Annotated in this window: 19 protein-coding genes; 9 read left to right on the forward strand and 10 right to left on the reverse strand. The window is 72.1% G+C overall.

The window, feature by feature from the left end; translation table 11 throughout:
* The first annotated feature begins 72 nt into the window (after positions 1 to 72).
* The 3 genes from dnaJ (at position 73) to B351_RS0113185 (ending at position 3,428) form a co-directional block, all read left to right on the forward strand.
* On the forward strand, positions 73 to 1,191 hold the full coding sequence (gene dnaJ, locus B351_RS0113175; protein ID WP_019399503.1) for a molecular chaperone DnaJ: 1,119 nt from the start codon (positions 73 to 75) through the stop codon (positions 1,189 to 1,191).
* A 189-nt stretch (positions 1,192 to 1,380) separates the two neighbouring features.
* Positions 1,381 to 2,298: a pyridoxal kinase gene (gene pdxY, locus B351_RS0113180; protein WP_019399504.1), complete on the forward strand. Its 918-nt coding sequence runs from the start codon at positions 1,381 to 1,383 to the stop codon at positions 2,296 to 2,298.
* Between the two features lie 14 nt (positions 2,299 to 2,312).
* Positions 2,313 to 3,428 carry a prephenate dehydrogenase gene (locus B351_RS0113185; protein WP_026010707.1) on the forward strand — a complete coding sequence of 372 codons (1,116 nt, stop codon included), beginning with the start codon at positions 2,313 to 2,315 and terminating at the stop codon, positions 3,426 to 3,428.
* A gap of 4 nt (positions 3,429 to 3,432) precedes the next feature.
* On the opposite strand, the gene B351_RS0113190 is transcribed toward B351_RS0113185, so the two are convergent.
* Positions 3,433 to 3,621, reverse strand: a complete 189-nt coding sequence (locus tag B351_RS0113190) for a hypothetical protein (protein ID WP_019399506.1) — start codon at positions 3,619 to 3,621, stop codon at positions 3,433 to 3,435.
* A gap of 144 nt (positions 3,622 to 3,765) precedes the next feature.
* On the opposite strand from B351_RS0113190, the gene B351_RS0113195 reads away from it, so the two are divergent.
* Together B351_RS0113195 and B351_RS0113200 are read left to right on the forward strand one after the other, a co-directional pair.
* Complete coding sequence (locus tag B351_RS0113195) at positions 3,766 to 4,965, forward strand: PLP-dependent aminotransferase family protein (RefSeq protein WP_019399507.1); 1,200 nt, start codon at positions 3,766 to 3,768, stop codon at positions 4,963 to 4,965.
* 49 nt (positions 4,966 to 5,014) lie between these two features.
* Positions 5,015 to 5,713, forward strand: coding sequence for an MOSC domain-containing protein (locus B351_RS0113200; RefSeq protein ID WP_019399508.1), 699 nt, complete (start codon positions 5,015 to 5,017; stop codon positions 5,711 to 5,713).
* 206 nt (positions 5,714 to 5,919) lie between these two features.
* Here B351_RS0113200 and B351_RS0113205 read toward each other — a convergent pair whose 3' ends face one another.
* The 3 genes from B351_RS0113205 to B351_RS0113215 form a co-directional block, all read right to left on the reverse strand.
* Entirely contained in the window at positions 5,920 to 6,813 is an 894-nt protein-coding gene (locus B351_RS0113205) for a hydroxymethylglutaryl-CoA lyase (RefSeq protein ID WP_019399509.1), read from the reverse strand.
* On the reverse strand, positions 6,810 to 8,831 hold the full coding sequence (locus B351_RS0113210; RefSeq protein ID WP_198006226.1) for a biotin carboxylase N-terminal domain-containing protein: 2,022 nt from the start codon (positions 8,829 to 8,831) through the stop codon (positions 6,810 to 6,812). Before B351_RS0113210 ends, B351_RS0113205 begins: the two co-directional genes overlap by 4 nt.
* Before the next feature lie 97 nt (positions 8,832 to 8,928).
* Complete coding sequence (locus B351_RS0113215) at positions 8,929 to 9,720, reverse strand: enoyl-CoA hydratase-related protein (RefSeq protein WP_019399511.1); 792 nt, start codon at positions 9,718 to 9,720, stop codon at positions 8,929 to 8,931.
* A 146-nt stretch (positions 9,721 to 9,866) separates the two neighbouring features.
* Here B351_RS0113215 and B351_RS0113220 point away from each other — a divergent pair, with 146 nt between their 5' ends.
* The 3 genes from B351_RS0113220 to B351_RS0113230 are packed head-to-tail and all read left to right on the forward strand — an operon-like array spanning position 9,867 to position 12,241.
* Positions 9,867 to 10,118 (forward strand): FeoA family protein, encoded by a 252-nt coding sequence (locus B351_RS0113220; protein WP_019399512.1) that lies wholly within the window; start codon positions 9,867 to 9,869, stop codon positions 10,116 to 10,118.
* The gene (feoB, locus tag B351_RS0113225; RefSeq protein WP_019399513.1) at positions 10,115 to 11,974 is read left to right on the forward strand and encodes a ferrous iron transport protein B; all 1,860 of its coding nucleotides are present in this window, start codon (positions 10,115 to 10,117) and stop codon (positions 11,972 to 11,974) included. Before B351_RS0113220 ends, feoB begins: the two co-directional genes overlap by 4 nt.
* 12 nt (positions 11,975 to 11,986) lie before the next feature.
* Positions 11,987 to 12,241 (forward strand): DUF6587 family protein, encoded by a 255-nt coding sequence (locus B351_RS0113230; RefSeq protein ID WP_019399514.1) that lies wholly within the window; start codon positions 11,987 to 11,989, stop codon positions 12,239 to 12,241.
* Positions 12,242 to 12,314: 73 nt separating this feature from the next.
* Here the strand turns inward: B351_RS0113230 and B351_RS0113235 are convergent, their stop codons facing one another.
* From B351_RS0113235 to B351_RS0113255, 5 genes are all read right to left on the reverse strand, one after another.
* Entirely contained in the window at positions 12,315 to 13,652 is a 1,338-nt protein-coding gene (locus B351_RS0113235) for a glycosyl hydrolase family 8 (RefSeq protein ID WP_026010708.1), read from the reverse strand.
* A 106-nt stretch (positions 13,653 to 13,758) separates the two neighbouring features.
* The gene (locus B351_RS0113240; RefSeq protein WP_019399516.1) at positions 13,759 to 15,366 is read right to left on the reverse strand and encodes a carboxyl transferase domain-containing protein; all 1,608 of its coding nucleotides are present in this window, start codon (positions 15,364 to 15,366) and stop codon (positions 13,759 to 13,761) included.
* A 102-nt stretch (positions 15,367 to 15,468) separates the two neighbouring features.
* Positions 15,469 to 15,828 (reverse strand): hypothetical protein, encoded by a 360-nt coding sequence (locus tag B351_RS0113245; RefSeq protein ID WP_019399517.1) that lies wholly within the window; start codon positions 15,826 to 15,828, stop codon positions 15,469 to 15,471.
* 538 nt (positions 15,829 to 16,366) lie between these two features.
* A complete protein-coding gene (locus B351_RS0113250) occupies positions 16,367 to 16,708 on the reverse strand; it encodes a hypothetical protein (protein ID WP_019399518.1) in 342 nt (113 codons plus the stop codon).
* A gap of 122 nt (positions 16,709 to 16,830) precedes the next feature.
* Positions 16,831 to 18,006, reverse strand: coding sequence for a thiolase family protein (locus B351_RS0113255; RefSeq protein WP_019399519.1), 1,176 nt, complete (start codon positions 18,004 to 18,006; stop codon positions 16,831 to 16,833).
* A 146-nt stretch (positions 18,007 to 18,152) separates the two neighbouring features.
* On the opposite strand from B351_RS0113255, the gene B351_RS0113260 reads away from it, so the two are divergent.
* Positions 18,153 to 20,969: a S8 family serine peptidase gene (locus B351_RS0113260; RefSeq protein ID WP_039731637.1), complete on the forward strand. Its 2,817-nt coding sequence runs from the start codon at positions 18,153 to 18,155 to the stop codon at positions 20,967 to 20,969.
* Between the two features lie 220 nt (positions 20,970 to 21,189).
* Here the strand turns inward: B351_RS0113260 and B351_RS0113265 are convergent, their stop codons facing one another.
* Positions 21,190 to 22,347, reverse strand: a complete 1,158-nt coding sequence (locus B351_RS0113265) for an isovaleryl-CoA dehydrogenase (RefSeq protein WP_019399521.1) — start codon at positions 22,345 to 22,347, stop codon at positions 21,190 to 21,192.
* Positions 22,348 to 22,448: the final 101 nt, after the last annotated feature.

Consider the following 22,448-nt stretch of genomic DNA (forward strand, 5'->3'; position numbering starts at 1 on the left):
TCTTTCCCGGCGGATCGCCGTGGACGTGTACCCTCGAATCACCAATAACGAATCACGAATCACTGCCTCCCGATGAAACGCGACTACTACGAAGTCCTCGGCGTGTCCCGCACCGCCAGCGACGAGGAGCTGAAGAAGGCCTATCGCCGCTGCGCGATGAAGTACCACCCGGACCGCAACCCGGGGGACGCCGCCGCGGAAGCCGCGTTCAAGGAATGCAAGGAGGCCTACGAGGTCCTGTCCGACCCGGGCAAGCGCCGTGCCTATGACGCCCATGGCCATGCCGCGTTCGAGCATGGCATGGGTGGCGGGGGTGGCCCCGCGCCGGACATGAACGACATCTTCGGCGACATCTTCGGGACCATCTTCGGCGGCGGTGGTGGGCGCGGCGCACGGCGCGGCGCGGACATCGGCTACGTCATGGAGCTGGACCTGGAGGAGGCGGTCGCCGGCGTCGAGAAGCGCATCGAGATCCCGACCCTGTCCGAGTGCGAGGCCTGCAAGGGCAGCGGCTCGGAGGACGGCAAGGTCGAGACCTGCGGCACCTGCCACGGCCACGGCCAGGTCCGTTTCCAGCGCGGCATCTTCGCCATGCAGCAGACCTGCCCCGATTGCGGTGGGCGGGGCCAGGTGGTGCGCAACCCGTGCCGCAAGTGCCATGGCGCCGGGCGCGTGGAGGACGAGAAGGTCCTCTCGGTCAAGATCCCCGCCGGCGTGGACAGCGGCGACCGCATCCGCCTGACCGGCGAGGGCGAGGCCGGCCCGCCCGGCACCCCGCCGGGCGACCTCTACGTCGAAGTGCGCGTGCGCGAGCATGCGATCTTCACCCGCGACGGCGACGACCTGCACTGCGAGGTGCCGATCCGCATCTCCCAGGCCGCGCTGGGCGACGTGGTCTCGGTGCCCACCTTGGGCGGCGAGGTCGAGATCCGGATCCCGGCCGAGACCCAGACCGGCAAGACCTTCCGCCTGCGCGGCAAGGGCGTGCGTTCGGTGCGCAGCCGCGCCCCGGGCGACCTCTACTGCCGCGTGGTGGTGGAGACCCCGGTCAACCTCACCGCCGAGCAGCGCGAACTGCTGGAGAAGTTCGAGGCCACCTTCACTGGCGAGGAGGGCCGCCGGCACTCGCCGCGTTCGGCCACCTTCCTCGACGGCGTCAAGGCGTTCTGGGGGCGCATGACCTCGTCCTGAGGCATGCCGCGGCGAGGCGTCGCGGTTTGCGCATCGATCTTTCCGGCGGGCCCGCGTTGCGGGCCCGCTTTCTGTCGCGTCCGGCGGGAAACCTGCCGGAATCGGCATATTTCCGTTGCTCCTGAAACGCTGCGCGCGGCGCCCGGAAGCACGCGCTAGCATGCGCTGCCTCCTTCCGAAGCCCTCCGCATGAGCCAACTGGAAAGCCACCTGGTCCACGAGCGCCGCAACCGCCCGCAGGGGCCTTCGCCGGTGGACCTGGTGTCCGTCCAGTCGCAGCTGGCCTACGGCTACGCCGGCAACAGCGCGGCCACGCCGGTGTTGCGCATGCTGGGCGTGCGCGTGGCCGAGGTGCCGACCACGCTGTTCAGCAACACCCCCTTTTACCCGACCCTGCGCGGCAGGGTGCTGCCGGCCGACTGGCTGGCCGAGCTGCTGCTGGGCCTGGACGAGCGCGGCGTCACCGCGCGCGCGCCGCTGCTGGCCTCCGGCTACTTCGGCAGCGTCGCCAACGGCGAGGCGTTCGCCACCTGGCTGGAGCGCAACCATGCCGCCGGCACGGCGCCGCGCTACCTGCTGGACCCGGTGATTGGCGATACCCATACCGGTGCCTACGTCGAACCCGGGCTGGAGCAGGTGTTCGTGCAGCGCCTGTTGCCGCTGGCGTGGATGGTCACGCCCAACGCCTTCGAGCTGGAGCGCCTGGCCGGCCGGCCGGCGCTGCGCGAATCCGACGCGCTGCAGGCCGCGCGCGAGCTGCTGCAGCGCGGCCCGCAGTGGGTGCTGGCGCACAGCGTGGTGGGCGAGGGCGAGGACGATGGCGACCAGCTGCTGACCCTGCTGGTCGGGCGCGAACAGGCCTGGCGCCTGCGCTCGCCACGCCTGGCGGTGGACGTGGCCGGCACCGGCGACGTGCTCACCGCGCTGGTGGCGACCTTCCTGCTGCGCGGCGAAGCGCCGCAACGCGCCGCCGAGCGCGCCCTGGCCGGCGTGCACGCCACCCTGGAGTCGACCCTGGCCAACGGCTGGGAGGAGCTGGACGTGCAGGCGGCGGCGGCCGCGGCGCTGGCTTCCGGCCCGGCGCGCTTCCCGGCGGTGGCGCTTTGAGCGGCAGCGTGGGGGTGCCGGCCCATCCGGTGGTGGGCGTGGTGGGCAGTGCCGGGGCCTATGGCCGCTGGCTGCGCCGCTTCTTCGAGGACCGCATGGGACTGCGGGTGCTGGGCCACGACCCGGCCGACCCGGGCAGCGATCCGTCCGAGCGCCTGCTGGCCGAGGCCGACGTACTGGTGTTCAGCGTGCCGATCCGCGACGCCGCCACGCTGATTGGCGACTACGTGCAGCGCTCGGCCGGGCGCGAGGCCGGCCGCCTGTGGCTGGACATCACCTCGATCAAGCAGGCGCCGGTGGCGGCCATGCTGGCTTCGCGCGCCGAGGTGGTGGGCCTGCATCCGATGACCGCGCCGCTGAAGACCCCGACCTTGCGCGGGCGGGTGGTTGTGGTGTGCGAGGAACGCCTCGAGCAGTGGCGCGGCTGGGTCGACCAGCTGCTGCACGCGCTGCAGGGCGAATACGTGCGCGCCACCCCGGCGCACCACGACCGGGTCATGGCCCTGGTGCAGGCGATGGTGCATGCCGTGCACCTCGGCCAGGCCGGGGTGCTGCGCAGCTTCGCCGGCGAACTGGGCGGCCCGGCCGAGCTGATGCCGTACCGCTCGATCGGCTTCGAGATGGACGCGGCCGTGGCCGCGCGCATCCTTTCGCTCAACCCGCAGGTGTACGAGGACATCCAGTTCGGCAATCCGCACACCGTGGAGGTGCTGTCGCGGCTGGCGGCGGAGATCGCGCGGCTGCAGGTGCTGGTGGCCCGTGGCGACGACCAGGCGCGGGCCGAGTTCCGCGAGCACTACCTGGCCGCCAATCGCGCCGCCTGGGGCGAGGCCGCGCTGGAAGAGGGCAGCTACACCTTCGAACGGGTGGGCTACCTGCTGGCCGACCTCACCGAGAGCCGGCGCCTGAGCGTGCACCTGCCGGAGGACCGCCCTGGCTCGCTGCGCGCGCTGCTGCACGTGTTCGAGGAGCACGGCATCAACCTGACCTCGATCCACTCCTCGCGCACCCCGGCCGGCGAGGTGCACTTCCGCATCGGCTTCGACGCCGACGCCGACGTCGAGCGCCTGCGCGCCGCGGCCGGGGCGATCGACCGCAGCGGCCTGGGCCGGGTGCTGGAACGGCCCTGAGCCCTCAGTCGGCGGTCAGCACCAGGCTGCCGTCCTCGTTGCTGAACTGCTTGTCCTTGCGCACCAGGCGCTGGCCGTCGGGCAGTTCGTAGCGCAGGGACGGGCGGCCGTCGGGGCCGTTCTCGTCGTGGAACTCGATGATGACGTAGGCGTTGCCGTCGTTGCCGGTGGCGGGGAACTGGCGGAAAGACATGCCTGCCTCCTGGGGTGCATCGGGCGCCGCGCCCGTCGGCCTGCAAGGATGCGGCGGGCCGGCGTGAAGAACCGGTCTGCGGGTGCCCCGGGCGCTGCGCCGCAGCAATGGGCCCGCGGCGGGCATAACCGTTAGACTAGGCCCATGAGCACCCAATTCACGCTGTCCGGGCGCGCCCGGGCCCTCACCAGCTCTGCGATCCGCGAGATCCTCAAGGTCACCGAGCGTCCCGAAGTCATTTCCTTCGCCGGCGGCCTGCCGTCTCCGGCGACCTTCCCGGTCGAGCGCATGCGCGAGGCCACCGAGAAGGTGCTGCGCGAGGCCCCGCACGCGGCCCTGCAGTACGGCCCGACCGAAGGCTACACCCCGCTGCGCGAATGGGTGGCCGAGCGCCTGGGCCGCAATGGCGCGAAGATCCCGGCCTCGCGCGTGCTGATCACCACCGGCTCGCAGCAGGGCCTGGACCTGCTTGGCAAGGTGCTGATCGACGAGGGCAGCAAGGTCCTGGTCGAAACCCCCAGCTACCTCGGCGCGCTACAGGCGTTCTCGCTGTTCGCGCCGAAGTTCGCCTCCCTGCCCAGCGATGCCCAGGGCATCGTCACCGACCAGATCACCCCGGCCGACCTGGAAGGCGCGCGCTTCCTGTACTGCCTGCCGAACTTCCAGAACCCGACCGGCCGGCGCATGCCGCTGGAGCGCCGCAAGGCCCTGGTCGAGCTGGCCGCCAGGGCCGGCGTGCCGCTGGTCGAGGACGACCCGTACGGCGAGCTGTCCTACGGCGGCGAGGCGCTGCCCAGCCTGCTGTCGATGAACCCCGACGGCGTGATCTACATGGGCTCGTTCTCCAAGGTGCTGGCCCCGGGCCTGCGCCTGGGCTACGTGGTGGCGCCGGAGGAGATCCTCGGCAAGATGGTCCAGGCCAAGCAGGCCGCCGACCTGCACACCCCGTCGTTCTCGCAGCGCATCGTCCACGAGGCGGTGCAGGACGGCTTCATCGACCGCCACATCCCCTCGATCCGCAGCCTGTACGGCGCCCAGTGCCAGCACATGCTGGCGGCGCTGGAGCGCGAGTTCCCCAAGGAAGCGCGCTGGAACCGCCCGGAAGGCGGCATGTTCATCTGGGTCGAGCTGCCGGAAGGCATCGATACCGGCGCGCTGCTGGCCAAGGCAATCGAGCGCAACGTGGCCTTCGTGCCGGGCGCGCCGTTCTACGCCGCCGAACCGCGCCGCAACACCCTGCGCCTGTCCTTCGTGACCGTGCCGGCGGAGAAGATCGACCAGGGCATCAAGGTCCTGGGCGAGCTGCTGAAGGCCGAGATCGCGGCACTGCCCGCGGCGGCCTGATGCCGGCAGCACGTGCCCATCGCCGTCCTGTCGGCGCGGTGGTGGGCGCGTGAGCGCGCGCGTCCTGGCCCGGGTCGAGGCCGTGCTCACCGGCACGGCCGTGGCGTATACCCGGCCCGGCAGCCGCAGCGCGATCGCCAAGCAACCACGCCAGGGGCCGGTCGCGATCGGCCCCGAGGGCCTGCAGGGCGACGAACAGGGCGACCGCCGCGTGCATGGCGGTCCCGACAAGGCCATCCACCACTACGCCCGCGACCACTACGCGGCGTGGGCCGCGGAAATCGGCGCGCATCCGCTGCTGCAGGCCGCCGGCGCGTTCGGCGAGAACATCAGCACCAACGGCGTCACCGAGTCCGGTATCTGCCTCGGCGACCGCCTGCGCCTGGGCACGGCCGTGGTCGAGGTGGCGCAGGGGCGGCAACCGTGCTGGAAGCTGTCCGACCGCTTCGGCGTGCCGGACATGGCGCGCCGGGTGCAGGACAGCGGCCGCAGTGGCTGGTACTACCGCGTGCTCGAACCCGGCCAGGTTCAGGCCGGCGATGACCTGCTCCTGCTGGAACGCCCGTATCCGGAATGGCCGCTGCCACGCCTGGCCGCGCTGCTGTACCGGCGCACCCTGGACCAGGACGAACTGCGCGCGGCGCTGCGGCTACCGCTGGTGCCTTCCTGGCAGCGCACCTTCGAGCGCCGCCTCGAACAGGGCCAGACCGAAAGCTGGGATTCGCGCCTGCAAGGCCCGCAGGGTTGACGGCGTTCCCTCTGCCTCCAGAGAGGATGATTCCCGGCAGGGCCAGGGAAGCCGTCCATCCGCCGCATCACGTGGCCGGATAAGCGAAGCGCATCCGGGGTGAGGGCCGGTGTGCCAGTCGCCGCGCCGATCGCAGCATCGCGCGCGCCCTGCAACGTTCCGCCGCGAAGGGGGAGGCCGGCCAGACGAAGCGCGTCCGGCTTCGCTCACTCCCGCGCCAGCGCCTGCCCAACCTTGCTGCCGGTCGTGCGGCCCAGCACACCAGCCAGCCAACGCCCCGTCTCCGCCAGCGCCTCCAGGTCGACCCCGGTCTCCAGGCCCATGCCATGCAGCATGTACACCAGGTCCTCGGTCGCGAGGTTGCCGCTGGCGCCGCGTGCGTAGGGGCAGCCGCCGGTGCCGGCGACCGCGGCGTCGGCCACGCGCACGCCGGCTTCCACGCAGGCGGCGACATTGGCCAGGGCCTGGCCCCAGGTGTCATGGAAATGCACTGCCAGCGCCTGCATCGGCACCTCGGCGGCGACCGCCAGCAGCATTTCCCGCGCCTTGCGCGGAGTGCCCACGCCGATGGTGTCGCCCAGCGAGACCTCGTAGCAGCCCAGCGCGTGCAGCCGCCGCGCCACCCGGACCACGTCGGCCAGCGGCACCTGTCCCTGGTAGGGGCAGCCCAGCACGGTGGAGACATAGCCACGCACGCGCACGCCGTCGGCGCGGGCGCGCTCGAGCACCGGCATGAAGCGCTCGATCGACTCGTCGATCGAGGCATTGGTGTTCTTCCGGTTGAAGGCTTCCGACGCGGCGGTGAACACCGCCACTTCCTCCGCGCCCGCGGCGCGCGCGCGCTCGTAGCCCTGCAGGTTGGGCACCAGTACCGGATAGGCGACCCCCGGCCGACGCCGGATCCCGGCCATCACCTCGGCCGCGTCGGCCAGCTGCGGCACCCATTTCGGGCTGACGAAGCTGGTGGCCTCGATGCTGCGCAGGCCGGTGGCCGAGAGCCGGTCCACCAGCGCGATCTTGTCCGCGGTGGCAACCATCGCGACCTCGTTCTGCAGGCCGTCGCGCGGGGCCACCTCGACGATGCGCACGAACTCGCTCATGCCGCCTCCGCGTCGCCGACCACGGCCAGCACCGCCTCGGCCTCGACGAAGTCGCCGGCCGCAGCGCGCAGCGCGGAAACGATGCCGGCGCGCGGCGCCTTGACCGACAGCTCCATCTTCATCGCCTCCATCACCAGCAGCTCGGCACCGGCCTCGACCTGCTGCCCGGGCCCGACCCGCACGACCACCACGCGGCCGGGCATGGGCGCACGCACCTGGCCGTCGCCGTCGCCTTCCTCGCCGCCGGCGCGTTCGCCGGACAGGCGCGCGACCTGCAGGCGGCGCCGGCCGTCATGCAGTTCCAGCACCTCGCCGTCGAAGCGCATGCGCGCGCGGCGGCCGACACCGTCCAGCAGCAGTTCCACCCAGCCATCATGCGTGCGCGCGCCGTCGACGGCGTGTTCCCGGCCGTCCACCGACAGCTGCCACTGGCCGCCATGGCCGCGCGCCAGCACCTCGTGCGTGGCTTCACCGCAGCGCAGGCGCAGGTGGCGCGCGGCGCGCCCATGCAGGCGCCAGCCATCGGCCAGCGCCCAGGGCGAATGCGGCTCCGCGCCGGCCGCGGCCCGTGCGGCCTCGGCCTGCTGTGCACGCAGCAGGAACGCCACCGCCGCGATCGCCAGTTCGGCGCTGCCTGCCGCATCGCGGCCGTGCAGGAACTCGTCCAGATGGCGGTCCAGGTAGCCGGTGTCGATCCGGCCCTCGACCACCGCCGGATGCCGCGCCAGCGCCTCGAGGAAACCGATGTTGGTCTTCAGCCCGGCGACATGGCATTGCGCCAGCGCCGCGCGCAGGCCGGCCAGCGCCGCGGGGCGGTCCACGTCGTGCACGATCAGCTTGGCGATCATCGGATCGTAGAACACGCTCACCGCATCACCCTGTTCGACGCCCGCATCCACGCGCACGTGTGCGGAGGGCGAGGGCAGGGCCAGCGTGCGCAGCGTGCCCGAGGCCGGCAGGAAGCCCGAATCCGGATCCTCCGCGTACAGCCGCACCTCGATCGCGTGGCCGCGTTGCGGCACCTGGTCCTGGCGCAGCGGCAGCGGCTCGCCGGCGGCCACGCGCAGCTGCCATTCCACCAGGTCCAGGCCGGTGACCATCTCGGTCACCGGATGCTCGACCTGCAGCCGGGTATTGATCTCCATGAAGTAGAAGTTGCCTTCCGGGTCGACGATGAACTCGACCGTGCCGGCGTTGACGTAGCCGATCGCGCGCGCCGCGGCGACCGCCGCCTCGCCCATGGCCGCGCGCAGCCGCGGGGTCAGGAACGGCGAGGGCGATTCCTCCAGCACCTTCTGGTAGCGGCGCTGGGCCGAGCATTCGCGCTCGTTGAGGTGGATCACCTGGCCGTGGCTGTCGGCGAACACCTGGATCTCGATATGCCGCGGCGAGCGCACGTAGCGCTCCAGCAACACGCGGTCGCGGCCGAAGGCGTTGCGTGCCTCGCGCTGGCAGCTTTCCAGCGCGGCGGCGAAGTCCTCCGGCGCGTGCACCACGCGCATGCCCTTGCCACCGCCGCCGTGCGCCGCCTTGACCATCAGCGGGAAGCCGGTGCGTTGCGCCTCGGCCGCCAGTGTTTCCGCGGACTGGTCCTCGCCGTTGTAGCCGGGGACGACCGGGACGCCGGCGGCGGCCATCAGCTGCTTGGCGCCGGCCTTGCTGCCCATGCGCTGCATGGCCGATGCCGGCGGACCGACGAACACCAGGCCCGCCGCGGCCACCGCCTCGGCGAAGCCGGCGTTCTCGGACAGGAAGCCGTAGCCGGGATGGATGGCCTCGGCGCCGCTGCGCAGCGCGGCGTCGATCACCGCCTCGCCGCGCAGGTAGCTCTCGGCCGGCGCCGCGCCGCCGATGCACACGGCATGGTCGGCCATGCGCACGTGCAGGGCGCCGGCGTCGGCCTCCGAGTACACCGCCACGGTCTCGATCCCCAGGCGCCGGCAGGTGCGGATGACGCGGCAGGCGATCTCGCCGCGGTTGGCGATCAGGAGGCGCTTGAACAACGGGCTTGCAGGCATGGCGGGTCCAGGTGGGAACCGCGGCGCAGGGCACGCGGTTGGAACACGATCAGTCCGCGGTGCCGGTCCCGGTGACGGCCGGGCCGGCGCGCGGTGCTCATTCCTTGCTTCCGATCCAGGCAGGCGGGCGCTTGCCGAGGAACGCGGCCAGGCCTTCCTGGCCCTCGGGCGAGACCCGCAGCGCGGCGATCAGCGCGGCGTTGTCCGCATCCAGCGCCTCGGCCGGGCCGCCGGCCACGACCCGCCGCACCAGCGCCTTGGCCGAGGCCGCGGCGACCGGGCCGGCCTGCAGCAGCAGGTCCAGTTCGGCCTGGACGGCGGCATCCAGCGCGTCCTCGGCCACCACGGCATGCAGCAGGCCCATGCGCTGCGCCGCCTCGGCGTCGAAATGCCCGGCGGTGGTGAACCAGCGCCGCGCCTGGCGCGGTCCGATGGCGGCCACGACATAGGGCGAGACCACCGCCGGCAGCAGGCCCAGCCGGGCTTCGGTCAGGCCAAAGCGGGCCTTCGGCGTGCCGATGGCGATGTCGCAGCACGCCACCAGGCCCACGCCGCCGCCGAAGGCCGGGCCGTGCACCCGCGCCAGGGTGGGGCGCGGCAGCTCGTCCAGGGTGCGCATCAGCCGGGCCAGGGCGAGGGCATCCTCGCGGTTCTCCCGCTCGCTGGCGGCGGCCATGCCGCGCATCCAGTTGAGGTCGGCGCCGGCGGAGAACGAGGGCCCTTCGCCTTCCAGCAGCACCGCGCGCACCGCCGGGTCGGCGCCGGCCTGTTCCAGCGCGGCGGTCAGGGCGGCGATCAGGGCCGGGTCGAAGGCATTGTGCAGGTGCGGCCGGTTCAGGCGCAGGCGCAGCACGGGGCCGGCCGGTTGGATCAGCAGCGGTTCGGCCATGTCGGCTCCGGGGGAAAACCGTTTCGGATGATAACGGTGCCCCGGTGGGCGGCCATGACGCAGCGCGGCGAGGACCGGTCCAGCGGAAACCTTCACCTGGCCGCGATGCTAGAATTGAGAACAATTCTTGATTGTCCGGAGCCATCGTGCTGCTGTCAGACCTGCCGCCGCGCACGCCCGTCGCGGTCACCTCTGTCGAGGATCGCCACCCCAACGACGTCGTCGCCCGCCGCCTGCGCGAGCTGGGCTTCGTGGCCGGCGAGCCGGTGCAGGTGGTGGCGAAGGGGCCGCTCGGCGGGGAGCCGCTGCTGGTGCAGGTCGGCTACACCCGCTTCGCCCTGCGCCGCGCCGAAGCGGCCCGGGTGCGGGTGCAGCCCGCGGGCACGGAGGCGGCATGAGCGCCCAGGAAGCGAGCCCGCGCCTGGCGCTGCTGGGCAACCCCAACTGTGGCAAGACCGCGCTGTTCAACCAGCTGACCGGCAGCCGGCAGAAGGTGGCCAACTACGCCGGCGTCACCGTCGAGCGCAAGGAAGGCCGGCTGGTCACCCCGTCCGGCCGCAGCTACGCCGTGCTGGACCTGCCCGGCGCCTACAGCCTCAACCCGGCCAGCCTGGACGAGGCCATCACCCGCGACCTGTGCCGCGGCTTCTACCCGGGCGAGCCGGCGCCGGACATGCTGGTGTGCGTGGTCGACGCCACCAACCTGCGCCTGCACCTGCGCTTCGTGCTGGAGGTGCGGCAGATGGGGCGGCCGATGGTGGTCGCGCTGAACATGAGCGACGCCGCGCGCCGCCGCGGCATCGCCATCGACCGCGCCGCGCTGGAGCGCGAACTGGGCGTGCCGGTGGTGGAGACCGTGGCCGTGCGCCGCAACGGTGCGCGCGAACTGGTCGAGCTGATCGACCGCTTCGCCGCCGCCCCGCAGCCGCCGGCGGTGCAGCTGCCCGCGGACGCCGACCTGCACGCCGAGACCCGCCGCCTGCTGGCGGCGACCGTGTCCATGCCGGCGCGCACCGCGCAGGTCGACGACGCCCTGGACCGCTGGCTGCTGCATCCGTTCTTCGGCCTGCTGACCCTGGCCGTGGTGATGTTCCTGATCTTCCAGGCGGTGTACGCCTGGGCCACGCCGGTGATGGACCTGATCGACGCCGGCACCGGCGCGCTGGGCGAGTGGGTCTCGGCGACCCTGCCGGAAGGGCCGCTGGCCAGCCTGCTGGCCGATGGCATCATCGCCGGCCTCGGCGGGGTGGTGGTGTTCCTGCCGCAGATCCTGGTGCTGTTCGCCTTCATCCTGGCGCTGGAGGAATCCGGCTACCTGCCGCGCGCGGCGTTCCTGCTGGACCGGATGATGGCCGGCGCAGGCCTGTCCGGGCGTTCCTTCATCCCGCTGCTGTCGTCCTTCGCCTGCGCCATCCCCGGGATCATGGCCACGCGCAGCATCCAGGACCCACGCGACCGCCTGGCCACCATCCTGGTGGCGCCGCTGATGACCTGCTCGGCGCGGCTGCCGGTGTACGCGCTGCTGATCGGCGCCTTCATCCCCTCGCGCGAGGTCTGGGGCGGGTTCAACCTGCAGGGCCTGGTGCTGTTCGGCCTGTACATGGCCGGCATCCTCAGCGCGCTGGCGGTGTCGTTCGTGATGAAGAAGTGGCGCCGCGACCGCGGCGAGCACCCGCTGCTGCTGGAGCTTCCGTCCTACCGCCTGCCCAACCCGCGCGACCTGGCCATCGGCCTGTGGGAGCGTGCGCTGATCTTCCTCAAGCGCGTGGGCGGCATCATCTTCGCCCTGACCGTGCTGCTGTGGGTGCTGCTGAACTTCCCCGCGGCCCCGGCCGACGCGACCCTGCCGGCGATCGACTACAGCCTGGCCGGCCGCATCGGCCATGCGCTGGCGGTGGTGTTCGCGCCGCTGGGCTTCAACTGGCAGATCTGCATCGCCCTGATCCCGGGCCTGGCCGCGCGCGAGGTGGCGGTGTCCTCGCTGGCCACGGTGTACGCACTGTCGGCGGCCGATGACGAGGCCGCGGCGCAGGCGCTGACCCCGCTGATCGCCGATGGCTGGTCGCTGGCCACCGGCCTGGCCCTGCTGGTGTGGTTCATCTATGCCCCGCAGTGCATCGCCACCTGGGCGGCGATCAAGCGCGAGACCGGCTCGTGGAAGACCATGGCCATCGCGGCCGGCTACCTGTTCGCCCTGGCCTACCTGGCCTCGATGCTGACCTACCAGGTCGCCATCCGCCTGGGCGCGGGCTGAGGAGGACGCACGATGCCGCTGTGGCTGCAGTACGTGATCGTCGCACTGGTGGTGCTGCTGGCGCTGTGGATGTTCCTGCGCCGCCAGTTCCCCGGCACCGTGCGCCGGCTGCGCCTGGCCCTGGCGGCGCCGCTGGTGCGCGATGGCCGGCCGGCATGGATGCGGCGCCTGGCACGGCTGATCGCCCCGGCTGCCGGCGGCGGCGCCGGTGCCTGCGGTGGCTGCGATGCCTGTGGCCCGGAGCCGCGGAAGGGGCCGCCACGCTGAGCCGGGGGCCGGGATCAGGCAAGAGAAAACGGGCGCCGCGGCGCCCGTTTTCCGTTTCCGGTGGTGTGGCCGCTCAGCCGTCCGCGTCCTGCGGCATCCAGGCCTTGTAGCGGCCGCTGCAGTGGAGCAGGGCCATCATGTAGAGCATGCCGTCGTAGTAGCGGTGGTGGCCTTCCGGCACCGGGCGTTCCCACAGCGCGCGCACGAAGTCCAGCCGCCGCGGGTGGTCGGCGGCGAGGCTGGCGGTGGCGTTCATCGCCACCAGTCCGGTGGTCTGGCCGCCGCCCAGCGGCTTGCCGGCCAGCGTGTACAGGCTGGCGTAGCGGTCCAGGCCCTGGCGGTGGAAGAACGCCTGCAAGCGGTTGCTCAGCTCCACCTGGCGCGGGTCGGCCCGCCACCAGGACCAGTCCATCGACCAGTTCATCGCGGTGCGCCAGGCGTCGTAGCGGAAGTCCGCCGACTCGCGGCGCCACGGCGCCGCCCACGGCGTGCCGTCGAAGTTGCCGTAGTCCGGGGTCAGGGCGGTCTTCGGGTGCGCGGCGCGCACGAAGTAGTCGCGGCTGACCTGCGCCGCCTCGCGCCAGAACGCGCGGTCGGCTTCCGGCCCGACCCGCGCCCAGACCTCGTAGAAGGCGGGCAGGTGGTAGGAGGCGTCGGTATGCGCGGCGTTGGGCAGGTCCGGGGTGAAGCGGACCATCTTCGCGTCCTTGTCGAACAGGTTCACCGCGGTGGCCCGCTTCGAGGTCGAAGTGGCGCCGGTGATGGCGCCGCGGTGCAGGACGTCGGTGAGGATGCGGTCAGCCCAGCTGCGGTAGGCGTAGATGCCTTCGCCATCGCCCCAGCGCGCCGAGGCGAAGTACAGGGCGGTGATGAAGTACTCCTCGCCGTCGGGCGCCGGCATCTCGTCGTTGGCCACCCCGTCGGTGCGCACCGACCAGGCGAAGTAGCCGTGCGCCGGATGCTTCGGGTCGGCGTGGTACATGTGGGTCACGGCCCAGTTCCAGATCGCGTCGAACTCGGCCTTACGGTCCAGCTGCACCGCGATCATCATCCCGTAGGACATGCCTTCCGAGCGCACGTCGTTGCTGTTGACGTCGTGGATGTAGGCCATCGGCCCGTGCTCGTTGGCGCCGGACGGGTAGTACACCGCCTGGTTGCGCGGGTCGCCGTGGAACAGCTGCCGGAACGCGGCCTGGATCTTCGCCTCCACCGCGGCGGCGTCGTAGCCGGCCTCGGCGAACAGGTCAGGATACTGCCCGGATGCGACCGCGCCCGGGCCGGCGGCCGCGGGCGGCGGCGTGGGCGTGGCCTGTGCCGTGGCTTCGCCCGACGCGCCGCAGGCGCACAGGGCAAGGCCCAGGAGCAGGGGCAGGGCGGCGACCAGGCGCCGGATCGGAAGACGTCGGTGCATGCAGCGGATCCCCTCCAGGAAAGCGCCGCCGACCATAGCAGAACCGCGCGCGGCTTCCAGCCGGAACGGCAGCGGCGGCCGACGGGCGGCGGCCGGCTGCGCGCGGCTACATCCGGAACACGCCGAAGCGGGCCGGCTCGATCGGCGCGTTGAGCGAGGCCGACAGGCCCAGGCCCAGCACCCGGCGGGTGTCGGCCGGGTCGATGATGCCGTCGTCCCACAGCCGCGCGGTGGCGTACCAGGGGCTGCCCTGGCGCTCGTATTGCTCGCGCACCGGCGCCTTGAACGCCTCCTCTTCCTCCGCGCTCCACTGGCCACCGCCGGCCTCGATCGCGTCGCGGCGCACGGTGGCGAGCACGCTGGCGGCCTGTTCGCCGCCCATCACGCTGATGCGCGCGTTCGGCCACATCCACAGGAAGCGCGCGCCGTAGGCGCGGCCGCACATGGCGTAGTTGCCCGCGCCGAAACTGCCGCCGATGACCACGGTGAACTTGGGCACGGACGAACATGCCACGGCGGTGACCATCTTCGCCCCGTCCTTGGCGATGCCGGCGTTCTCGTACTTGCGGCCGACCATGAAGCCGGTGATGTTCTGCAGGAACACCAGCGGGATGCCGCGCTGGTTGCACAGCTGGATGAAGTGCGCGCCCTTGAGCGCGCTCTCGCCGAACAGGATGCCGTTGTTGGCGACGATGCCCACCGGGCAACCGTGCACGTGGGCGAAGCCGGTGACCAGGGTCTTGCCGTAGCGGGCCTTGAACTCGTCCAGCTCGCTGCCGTCGACGATGCGCGCGATCACCTCGCGGATGTCGAACGGGCGGCGCGTGTCCTTCGGCACCAGGCCGTACAGCTCCTCGGCCGGGTACAGCGGCTCGCGCGGTTCGCGCAGCGCCACGGCGGGCTGCTTGCGGCGGTTGAGGTGGCCGACGATGCCGCGCGCGATCTCCAGCGCATGGCGGTCGTCCTCGGCGTAGTGGTCGGCCACGCCGGAGACCGAAGTGTGCACGTCGGCGCCGCCCAGCGCCTCGGCATCGACCCCCTCGCCGGTGGCGGCCTTCACCAGCGGCGGGCCGCCGAGGAAGATCGTGCCCTGGCCGCGGACGATGATGCTCTCGTCGCACATCGCCGGCACGTAGGCGCCGCCGGCGGTGCAGCTGCCCATCACCACCGCGATCTGCGGGATGTCCTCCGCGCTCATCCGCGCCTGGTTGTAGAAGATGCGGCCGAAGTGCTCCTTGTCCGGGAACACCTCGTCCTGCAGCGGCAGGAAGGCGCCGCCGGAGGCGACCAGGTAGATGCACGGCAACCGGTTCTCGCGCGCGATCTCCTGCGCGCGCAGGTGCTTCTTCACCGTCATCGGGAAATAGGTGCCGCCCTTGACCGTGGCGTCGTTGGCCACGACCACCACTTCCTGGCCCATCACCCGTCCGATGCCGCAGACCATGCCGGCCGCGGGCGCGGCGCCGTCGTACATGTCCTCGGCCGCCAGCGGGGCGATCTCCAGGAACGGGGAGCCGGGATCGAGCAGGGCGTCGATGCGTTCGCGGACCGGCAGCTTGCCGCGTTCGACGTGGCGCTGGCGGGCTTTCTCGCCACCGCCCTCGGCGGCCCGTTGCAGGCGCTGGTGCAGTTCCTCGGCCAGTTGCCGGTGGTGGCTTTCGTTTTCGCGGAATTCGGGGGAGCGGGTATCGATCTGGCTGCGGAGGACGGGCATGGGAATCGTCGGTTAGGCGTGCCCGGAGGATAAGCCAGCGCGTCCCTGGCGCCTTCTGGCGCCGCAACACGGGCCGGCCGCGGCGCGGCCGGCCCGGATGGATCAGTCGTTGTCGGTGCGGGCGTCGGCCGCGGCCTCGCGCGCCTTGTCGGCGGTCGCGTCGGCGGCGTTGGCGGTGGCTTCGGCCGCGTCGGCGGCGGCTTCGCGGGTGGCGGCCTCGGCGCGCTGGCCGGCCTCGCGGGCGTGCACTTCGGCGTCGGCCGCGGCCTCGCGGGTGGCATCGGCGGCCGAACTGGCGGCCTCACGGGTAGCGGCGGCCGCGTGCTCGCCGGCCGCGGCGGCATGGTCGCCGGCGGCCGCGGCCTCGGCGCGGGCCTCCTCGCGCGAGGAGTTGTCGCAGGCGCCCAAGGCCAGGGCGAGGGCAGCGGCGGCGGGGATCAGCAGGATGCGGTTGCGGGTCATGGTCGACTCCTGTTCCGGGGAATGGGGCGCCAGGCTGGCGCGGCGGCAGCATTCCCCGGCCGCGGTGGGCGTGCCGTGAACCGGCTGAACAGTCCAGTCAGCAATAGGCTGGGACTATTGAACTGCCGTTCATCTGCGTATTCAGGTTTGGGGTCCGGAGGCCATTCCGCGGAAGCAGCTGAACGTTTTCATGCGCAGCTGGCAGCGCACCGTTAGGAGCGGCGCAGGGGTGGCATGGCAGGCCCGCAGGCGCAGCCACGCCACGCTCCTACCGTTGGGGCCGCCAGTGGAGCGGGGCAATACGCGCGGGTGAGGCGTAGCGGGTAGGAGGCGCACGAGTACGGGATGTGCGGCCGAACGCCGCCTGCCTCGGGTCAGCCTGCCCGTTGCATGGATATCCGGCCAGCGTTGCGCCGGCCCATTCCGGTGGAAAACCGCAAGCGTGGAATATCGCGCGCATCCGCAAAGCGGGATCCGGATAAAGCGAAAGGCCGCCGGTTTCCCGGCGGCCTTCCGTGCAGCGTGCTGTAAAGCCTTATTACTTCTTGGCTTCTTCGGCAGCGTCCTTGGCCTGCTCGGCAACGTCGGCAGCAGCCTCGGCGGTGTCGGCGGCAGCGTCGGCGGCGCCGTCGGTGGCAGCGCCCTCGGCCGAAGCGGCGGCGTCAGCGGCGGTGTCGGCAGCAGCAGCGGCCGAATCGGCGGCGACCTGGGCGGCGTCGGCAGCCTCGGAGCCCTCGGCGGCAGCGGCGTCGGCAGCAGCCTGAGCCTCGGCAGCGGCGGTGTCAGCGGCAGCAGCCGCGTCCTGCGCCTGCTCGGAGTTCGAGCACGCGGCCAGGGCCAGACCCAGGGCCAGGGCGATCAGCAGCTTGTTGATGCTCATGTTGGATATTCCTCGTCGTTTAGTTGGGCAACGCGCTATTGCGCGCCGCCAACATGATGACAAGGCCGTTTCTGCTGTCAAGCAGCAACAGGTGAGGTTCCGTAAAGGCGTCGTGAAAACGATTACACCATTTCCAGAGCGATAGCGGTAGCCTCTCCTCCGCCGATGCAAAGCGCGGCGATACCCCGCTTCAGCCCACGCTTGCGCAGTGCGTTGACCAGGGTGACGACCAGACGCGCGCCGGTGGCGCCGATCGGATGGCCCAGGGCACACGCGCCGCCATTGACGTTGAGCTTCTGGTGCGGGATGCCCAGGTCGCGGATCGGGGCCATGGCCACCACCGCGAACGCCTCGTTGATCTCGAACAGGTCCACGTCGTCGACCTTCCAGCCCACCTTGTCCAGCAGGCTGGAGATGGCGCCCACCGGGGCGGTGGTGAACCACTCCGGCTGCTGCGAGAAGGTGGCATGGCCGACGATCCGTGCCAGCGGCTGCAGGCCGCGGCGGGCGGCGTCATCGGCCGACATCAGCACGGTGGCGGCGGCGCCGTCGGAAATGGAGGAGGAGCTGGCCGCGGTGACCGTGCCGTCCTTCTTGAATGCCGGCTTGAGGGTCGGGATCTTGTTGATGTCGGACTTGCCCGGCTGTTCGTCGCTGGCGATCTCCACCTCGCCCTTGCGGGTGGCGACCTTGACCGGGACGATCTCGCCCTCGAACGCGCCGCTGGCCTGCGCCGCCTGCGCGCGCCTGACCGACTCGATCGCGTAGGCGTCCTGCTCCTCGCGGGTGAAGCCGTACTTCTCCACGGTCTTCTCCGCGAACACGCCCATCGACTGGCCGTCGTACGGGTTGGTCAGGCCGTCCCAGGCCATGTGGTCCACCGCCTGGAAACCGCCGTAGCGGTTGCCGGTGCGGGAGTTGGGGATCATGTGCGGCGCGTTGCTCATCGACTCCATGCCGCCGGCGACCACGACCGAGGCCGAGCCGGCCTTGATCAGGTCGTGGCCGAGCATGATCGCCTTCATGCCCGAGCCGCACACCTTGTTGATGGTGGTGCAGCCGGCGGAGGTCGGCAGGCCGGCGGCCAGCGCCGCCTGGCGGGCCGGCGCCTGGCCGAGGTTGGCCGGCAGCACGCAGCCCATGATCACTTCCGACACATCGGCTGCGGGCACGCCCGACTGCTCCAGCGCCGCGCCGATCGCGGCCGCGCCCAGGGTGGGCGTGGGCACGCCGTTGAACTGGCCGAGGAAGGAACCGATGGCGGTGCGTTTGGCGGCGACGATCACGATGTCGGACATGGGGGTGCCTCGCAAAGGGTGAACCGCGATTATCCGCACACCCGGCAGGGGCGCGCCACACCCACGGTGGCAGGCGACAAGCCGCGCACGCTTGCGGTATAGAACGGCCGTGGCGGCGTCCGCGCCACGCCTTCGGGGAGAACACGATGCAGGGAAGTGCCCGACATCCTTCCGGCGCCGCACGCGTGCTGCTGGCGACCGCCGTGGCCATCGCCCTGGCCGCCTGCGGTGGCGGGGGAGGCGGCGGCAATGTCCGCCCGGGCAATCCGTCGACGCCCCCGCCGCCTTCCAGCGACGTCCCGCAGCCGGCCGCGGACGCGCACCTGGCCATCACCAACGCCAGCGCCCGGCAACGTGGCGGCCTTACCGGTGCCGGCTATGCCATCGGCCTGATCGACACCGGCGTGAACCGCAACCACCCAGGCCTGGCCGGGCGGGTGGCGGCCAACCTCAACTACGTGGATCCGCAGGCGAACAACCTCGCGGTCGACGACGTGGTCGGCCATGGCACGACGGTGGCCCTGCTCGCCGCCGGCGTGCCGGTGGGGCCCTGGCCGGGTGGGGTGGCACCGGGGGCGACCATCCTCTCGGCGCGGGTCATCAACGACAGGCGCCCGGACGACGACGGCTCCGGCCGCGGCAACGAGGTCAGCGGCCCGCTGGGCCTGCGCCCGGTCCACGAGGACCTGGCCGCGCGCGGCATGCGCATCATGAACAACTCCTGGGGCGGGCTGTACTGGACCCGGGACAGCGTCACCGCGCAGATCGCCGAGGAGTACCGCTTCTTCATCCGCGACCACGACGGCCTGGTGGTGTTCGCCACCGGCAACGAGGGCCGCGCCAATCCCACCGATACCGCCTCGCTGCCCAGCCAGGCCGGGCCCAACGGCACCCGCCCGGCGGCCGACCTGGAACGTGGTTGGCTGGCGGTCACCGCGGTGGACACCAGCCGTCCCGACCGCCTGGCCTCCTACGCCAATGCCTGCGGCCTGGGCCGCGACTACTGCCTGGCCGCGCCCGGCACCTCGGTCTACCCCGGGCACGACGCCACCGCGGGCAACACCACTTATTACTATGGCTCCGGCACCTCGTACGCGGCGCCGCTGGTGTCCGGCGCCGCAGCCCTGGTGTGGGAGAAGTTCCCGTACTTCGACAACGACCTGGTCCGCCAGACCTTGCTGGGCACGGCCACCGACATCGGCGCGCCCGGCCCGGATGCGGTGTTCGGCTACGGCCTGCTGAACGTGGCGCGCGCCCTTGGCGGGCCGGCGAAGTTCGACTGGGGCGACGTCGAGGTGAGCTTCGAGGGCGAATCGGCCTGGAGCAACCCGATCAGCGGCGCAGGCGGCCTGGTCAAGCGCGGCAGCGGCACCCTGGTGCTGGAGAAGCCGTCCACCTACACCGGCGCTACCCGGATCGAACAGGGCGTGCTGCGCGCGCCCGGCGGCCTGTCCGCCTCCGACGTCCACGTGGCCAGCGGCGCGCGGCTGGAGCGCGTCACCGAACTGGGCGCGGACCTGGTCAACGCCGGCACCGTCGTGGTCGACGGCGGCGGCAGCGCGCAGGGCGCGCCGTTGGTGGTGATGGGCGACTACACCCAGCAGGCCGGCGGCCGCCTGGCCCTGGTGCTGGGCAATGGCGGCATGCAGGTGCGCGGCCGCGCCACCATCGAAGGCGGCGACGTGCAGGTCATCGGCCAGCGCCAGGGCTACGTGATGCAGGAGCGCGAGGACGTACTGTCCGCCGAGGGCGGCCTGGCCGGCCGCTTCGACGGGCTGGGCGCGGGCCCGGGCGTATTCCTGGACGCCTCGCTGGTGTATGGCGGCAGCAGGGTGTGGATGGAACTGCGCCGGGTGGACGTGGCCGCCACCGCCGCCGCGCTGGGCATCGGCGATCCGGCCGCGCTGGGCGCGGCCCGGCGCCTGGAATCGGCGTTCTCGAGCCTGGACCAGAACGGCGTGCCGGCGGCGGCCGGCGCGGATTTCGAGCGCATTGCCGGTGCCATCCAGCGCACCGAGGACGCACAGTCGGCGGCCGCCACCCTGCGCAGCCTCTCCGGCGAATTGCATGCCGCGGCCATGGCCGCCACCTTCGACAGCCTGGACCTGGGCCGGCGCACGTTGTCCTCGCGCCTGGACCAGCTGGCCGGCGGCGCCCAGAGCAGCGGCAGCTGGATCGAATCCCTGGGTGCACCGGCGCTGGCCGGCGGCGCGCACGGCGATGCCCGGGTCAGCGGCTGGATGGCAGGCCACGATCTGCGCCTGGACGGGCGCAGGTTTGCCGGCCTGGCCGTGGCCGAAACCCATGGCGACAGCCGCCTGCGCGCGCTCGGCGACCGCAGCCGCGAGCGCCAGGCGCAGGTGCAGGCCTATGCCGGCGTGCACGGCGAGCGCGCCTACCTGGCCGGGCAGTTCGGCAGCGGCCAGTGGCAGCGCCGCACCGACCGCCAGCTGCTGGCCGGTGCCAGCCGCCACGCCGTGCATGCCGGTTACGACGGCCGCTTTGCCGTGGCCGCGCTGGAAACCGGCTGGCGCTTCGGCACCGGCGCCAGCGGCCTGGTGCCGTATCTGGGCCTGGAATACGCGCAGGTCCAGAGCGACGGCTTCCGCGAGCAGGGTGCCGCCGGCTTCGGCCTGCGCAGCGCCGCGCTCGATGCCCGCCGCAGCCAGGGCCTGGCCGGCCTGCGCGCGTTCGGCCATTTCGGCGCGTGGCAGCTGCAGGGGCATGCGGAGTGGCAGCACACCCTGTCCAGCGCCGGGCTGGCGCCGCTGGCCAGCTTCGTCGGCGTCGATGCCTGGTCGCCGCTGGCCGCGGCTGATCCGACCCGCGGCGGTGGCCTGTTCGGCTTGAGCGCGCGCACCCGGCTCGGCCGTCACGCGCAGCTGGGCTTCAGCCTCGACCAGCGCTTCGGACCGCGCGGTGACGCACGCCAGGCCAGTCTCCAGTACGCCGTGGACTTCTGAAACGCCGCGCGTGGCCGGCGGCGTTTCCGCCGCACTTCAATGGCGCAGCCGCTTGGCCCGGGCAGGCGGCGCGCACCGCGCCGCCGCAGTACCCGGGCGCCGGCGAGGTCTGGCGCGTCGCCACGCGCTGTGGCTTGCCGCAGGACTGGTCCGGGGGCGACTCCCGTGCGCAAGTCGCCGGATGCGGCCTTCGGCCCTGTCCGGGCCATGCGGGCCAGGCTCAGCCGCGGCCCTCGAACAGTTCCCGGCCAATCAGCATGCGCCGGATCTCGTTGGTGCCGGCGCCGATCGAATAGAGCTTGGCGTCGCGCAGGATGCGCCCGGTGGCGTACTCGTTGATGTAGCCGTTACCGCCCAGGGCCTGGATGCCTTCCAGCGCCACCTGCACCGCCGCCTCGGAGGCGTGCAGCAGGCAGGCCGCCGCGGCGGCGCGCGAGCGCCGGCCTTCGTCGAAATCGCGCGCCACCTGGTAGGCGAAGGCGCGGCTGGACTGCAGCGCGGTGTACATGTCGGCGATCTTGCCCTGCATCAGGCCGAAGGTGCCGATCGCCGCGTCGAACTGCTTGCGCTCGCGCACGTAGGGCAGGGCGATGTCGAGCGCCGCCTGCATCAGCCCGATCGGGCCGCCGGTCAACACCAGGCGCTCGGTGTCCAGGCCGCTCATCAGCACGCGCACACCCTGGTTGACCTCGCCCAGCACGTTTTCCTGCGGGATCTCGCAGTTGTCGAACACCAGCTCGCAGGTGTTGGAGCCGCGCATGCCCAGCTTGTCCAGTTTCTGCGCGGTGGAGAAGCCGCGCATGCCACGCTCGACGATGAAGGCGGTCATGCAGCGGCTGCCGGCCTCCTTGCCCGCGGTGCGCATGTACACCAGCAGCACGTCGGCTTCCGGGCCGTTGGTGATCCACATCTTGCTGCCATTGGCGATCCACACCCCGTCGCGCAGCTCGGCGCTGCAGCGCATGGAGCCGACCACGTCCGAGCCGGCGCCCGGCTCGCTCATCGCCAGCGCGCCCTTCCATTCGCCGCTGCAGAGCTTCGGCAGGTACTTGCGGCGCTGGGCCTCGTTGCCGTTGAGGAACAGGTTGGACACGCACAGGTTGGAGTGCGCGCCGTAGCTGAGCCCCACCGACCCGGAGGCGCGCGAGATTTCCTCCATCGCCACCAGGTGGGCGAGGTAGCCCATGCCGCTGCCGCCGTATTCCGGGGCGACGGTCATGCCCAGCAGGCCCAGCTCGCCCAGCTTGGGCCACAGGTCCTGCGGGAACGCGTTGTCGTGGTCGATCTGCGCCGCGCGCGGCGCGATCTCGCTTTCGGCGAAACGCTGGACGGCCTCACGCAGCGCGTCGATTTCCTCCCCAAGCTGGAACGCTCGCATCGGCCGCCTCACTCCCTGATTGTTTCATTTGAACCTAGTGTAGTGCGGGACGCGAAAGCGTCATGTGCGGACGCAACAAACGCCGCCGGGATGGGGGTTCT

The organism is Pseudoxanthomonas sp. GW2 (genome assembly GCF_000283075.1).
GTDB lineage: Bacteria > Pseudomonadota > Gammaproteobacteria > Xanthomonadales > Xanthomonadaceae > Pseudoxanthomonas.

What these genes read in the sequence shown, in the direction of transcription:
- dnaJ (WP_019399503.1), top strand. Translation starts at nt 73, where the DNA reads ATGAAACGCGACTACTACGAAGTCCTCGGCGTGTCCCGCACCGCCAGC.
- pdxY (WP_019399504.1), top strand. Translation starts at nt 1,381, where the DNA reads ATGAGCCAACTGGAAAGCCACCTGGTCCACGAGCGCCGCAACCGCCCG.
- B351_RS0113190 (WP_019399506.1), bottom strand. Translation starts at nt 3,621, where the DNA reads ATGTCTTTCCGCCAGTTCCCCGCCACCGGCAACGACGGCAACGCCTAC.
- B351_RS0113195 (WP_019399507.1), top strand. Translation starts at nt 3,766, where the DNA reads ATGAGCACCCAATTCACGCTGTCCGGGCGCGCCCGGGCCCTCACCAGC.
- B351_RS0113205 (WP_019399509.1), bottom strand. Translation starts at nt 6,813, where the DNA reads ATGAGCGAGTTCGTGCGCATCGTCGAGGTGGCCCCGCGCGACGGCCTG.
- B351_RS0113210 (WP_198006226.1), bottom strand. Translation starts at nt 8,831, where the DNA reads ATGCCTGCAAGCCCGTTGTTCAAGCGCCTCCTGATCGCCAACCGCGGC.
- B351_RS0113215 (WP_019399511.1), bottom strand. Translation starts at nt 9,720, where the DNA reads ATGGCCGAACCGCTGCTGATCCAACCGGCCGGCCCCGTGCTGCGCCTG.
- feoB (WP_019399513.1), top strand. Translation starts at nt 10,115, where the DNA reads ATGAGCGCCCAGGAAGCGAGCCCGCGCCTGGCGCTGCTGGGCAACCCC.
- B351_RS0113230 (WP_019399514.1), top strand. Translation starts at nt 11,987, where the DNA reads ATGCCGCTGTGGCTGCAGTACGTGATCGTCGCACTGGTGGTGCTGCTG.
- B351_RS0113235 (WP_026010708.1), bottom strand. Translation starts at nt 13,652, where the DNA reads ATGCACCGACGTCTTCCGATCCGGCGCCTGGTCGCCGCCCTGCCCCTG.
- B351_RS0113240 (WP_019399516.1), bottom strand. Translation starts at nt 15,366, where the DNA reads ATGCCCGTCCTCCGCAGCCAGATCGATACCCGCTCCCCCGAATTCCGC.
- B351_RS0113245 (WP_019399517.1), bottom strand. Translation starts at nt 15,828, where the DNA reads ATGACCCGCAACCGCATCCTGCTGATCCCCGCCGCCGCTGCCCTCGCC.
- B351_RS0113250 (WP_019399518.1), bottom strand. Translation starts at nt 16,708, where the DNA reads ATGAGCATCAACAAGCTGCTGATCGCCCTGGCCCTGGGTCTGGCCCTG.
- B351_RS0113255 (WP_019399519.1), bottom strand. Translation starts at nt 18,006, where the DNA reads ATGTCCGACATCGTGATCGTCGCCGCCAAACGCACCGCCATCGGTTCC.
- B351_RS0113260 (WP_039731637.1), top strand. Translation starts at nt 18,153, where the DNA reads ATGCAGGGAAGTGCCCGACATCCTTCCGGCGCCGCACGCGTGCTGCTG.
- B351_RS0113265 (WP_019399521.1), bottom strand. Translation starts at nt 22,347, where the DNA reads ATGCGAGCGTTCCAGCTTGGGGAGGAAATCGACGCGCTGCGTGAGGCC.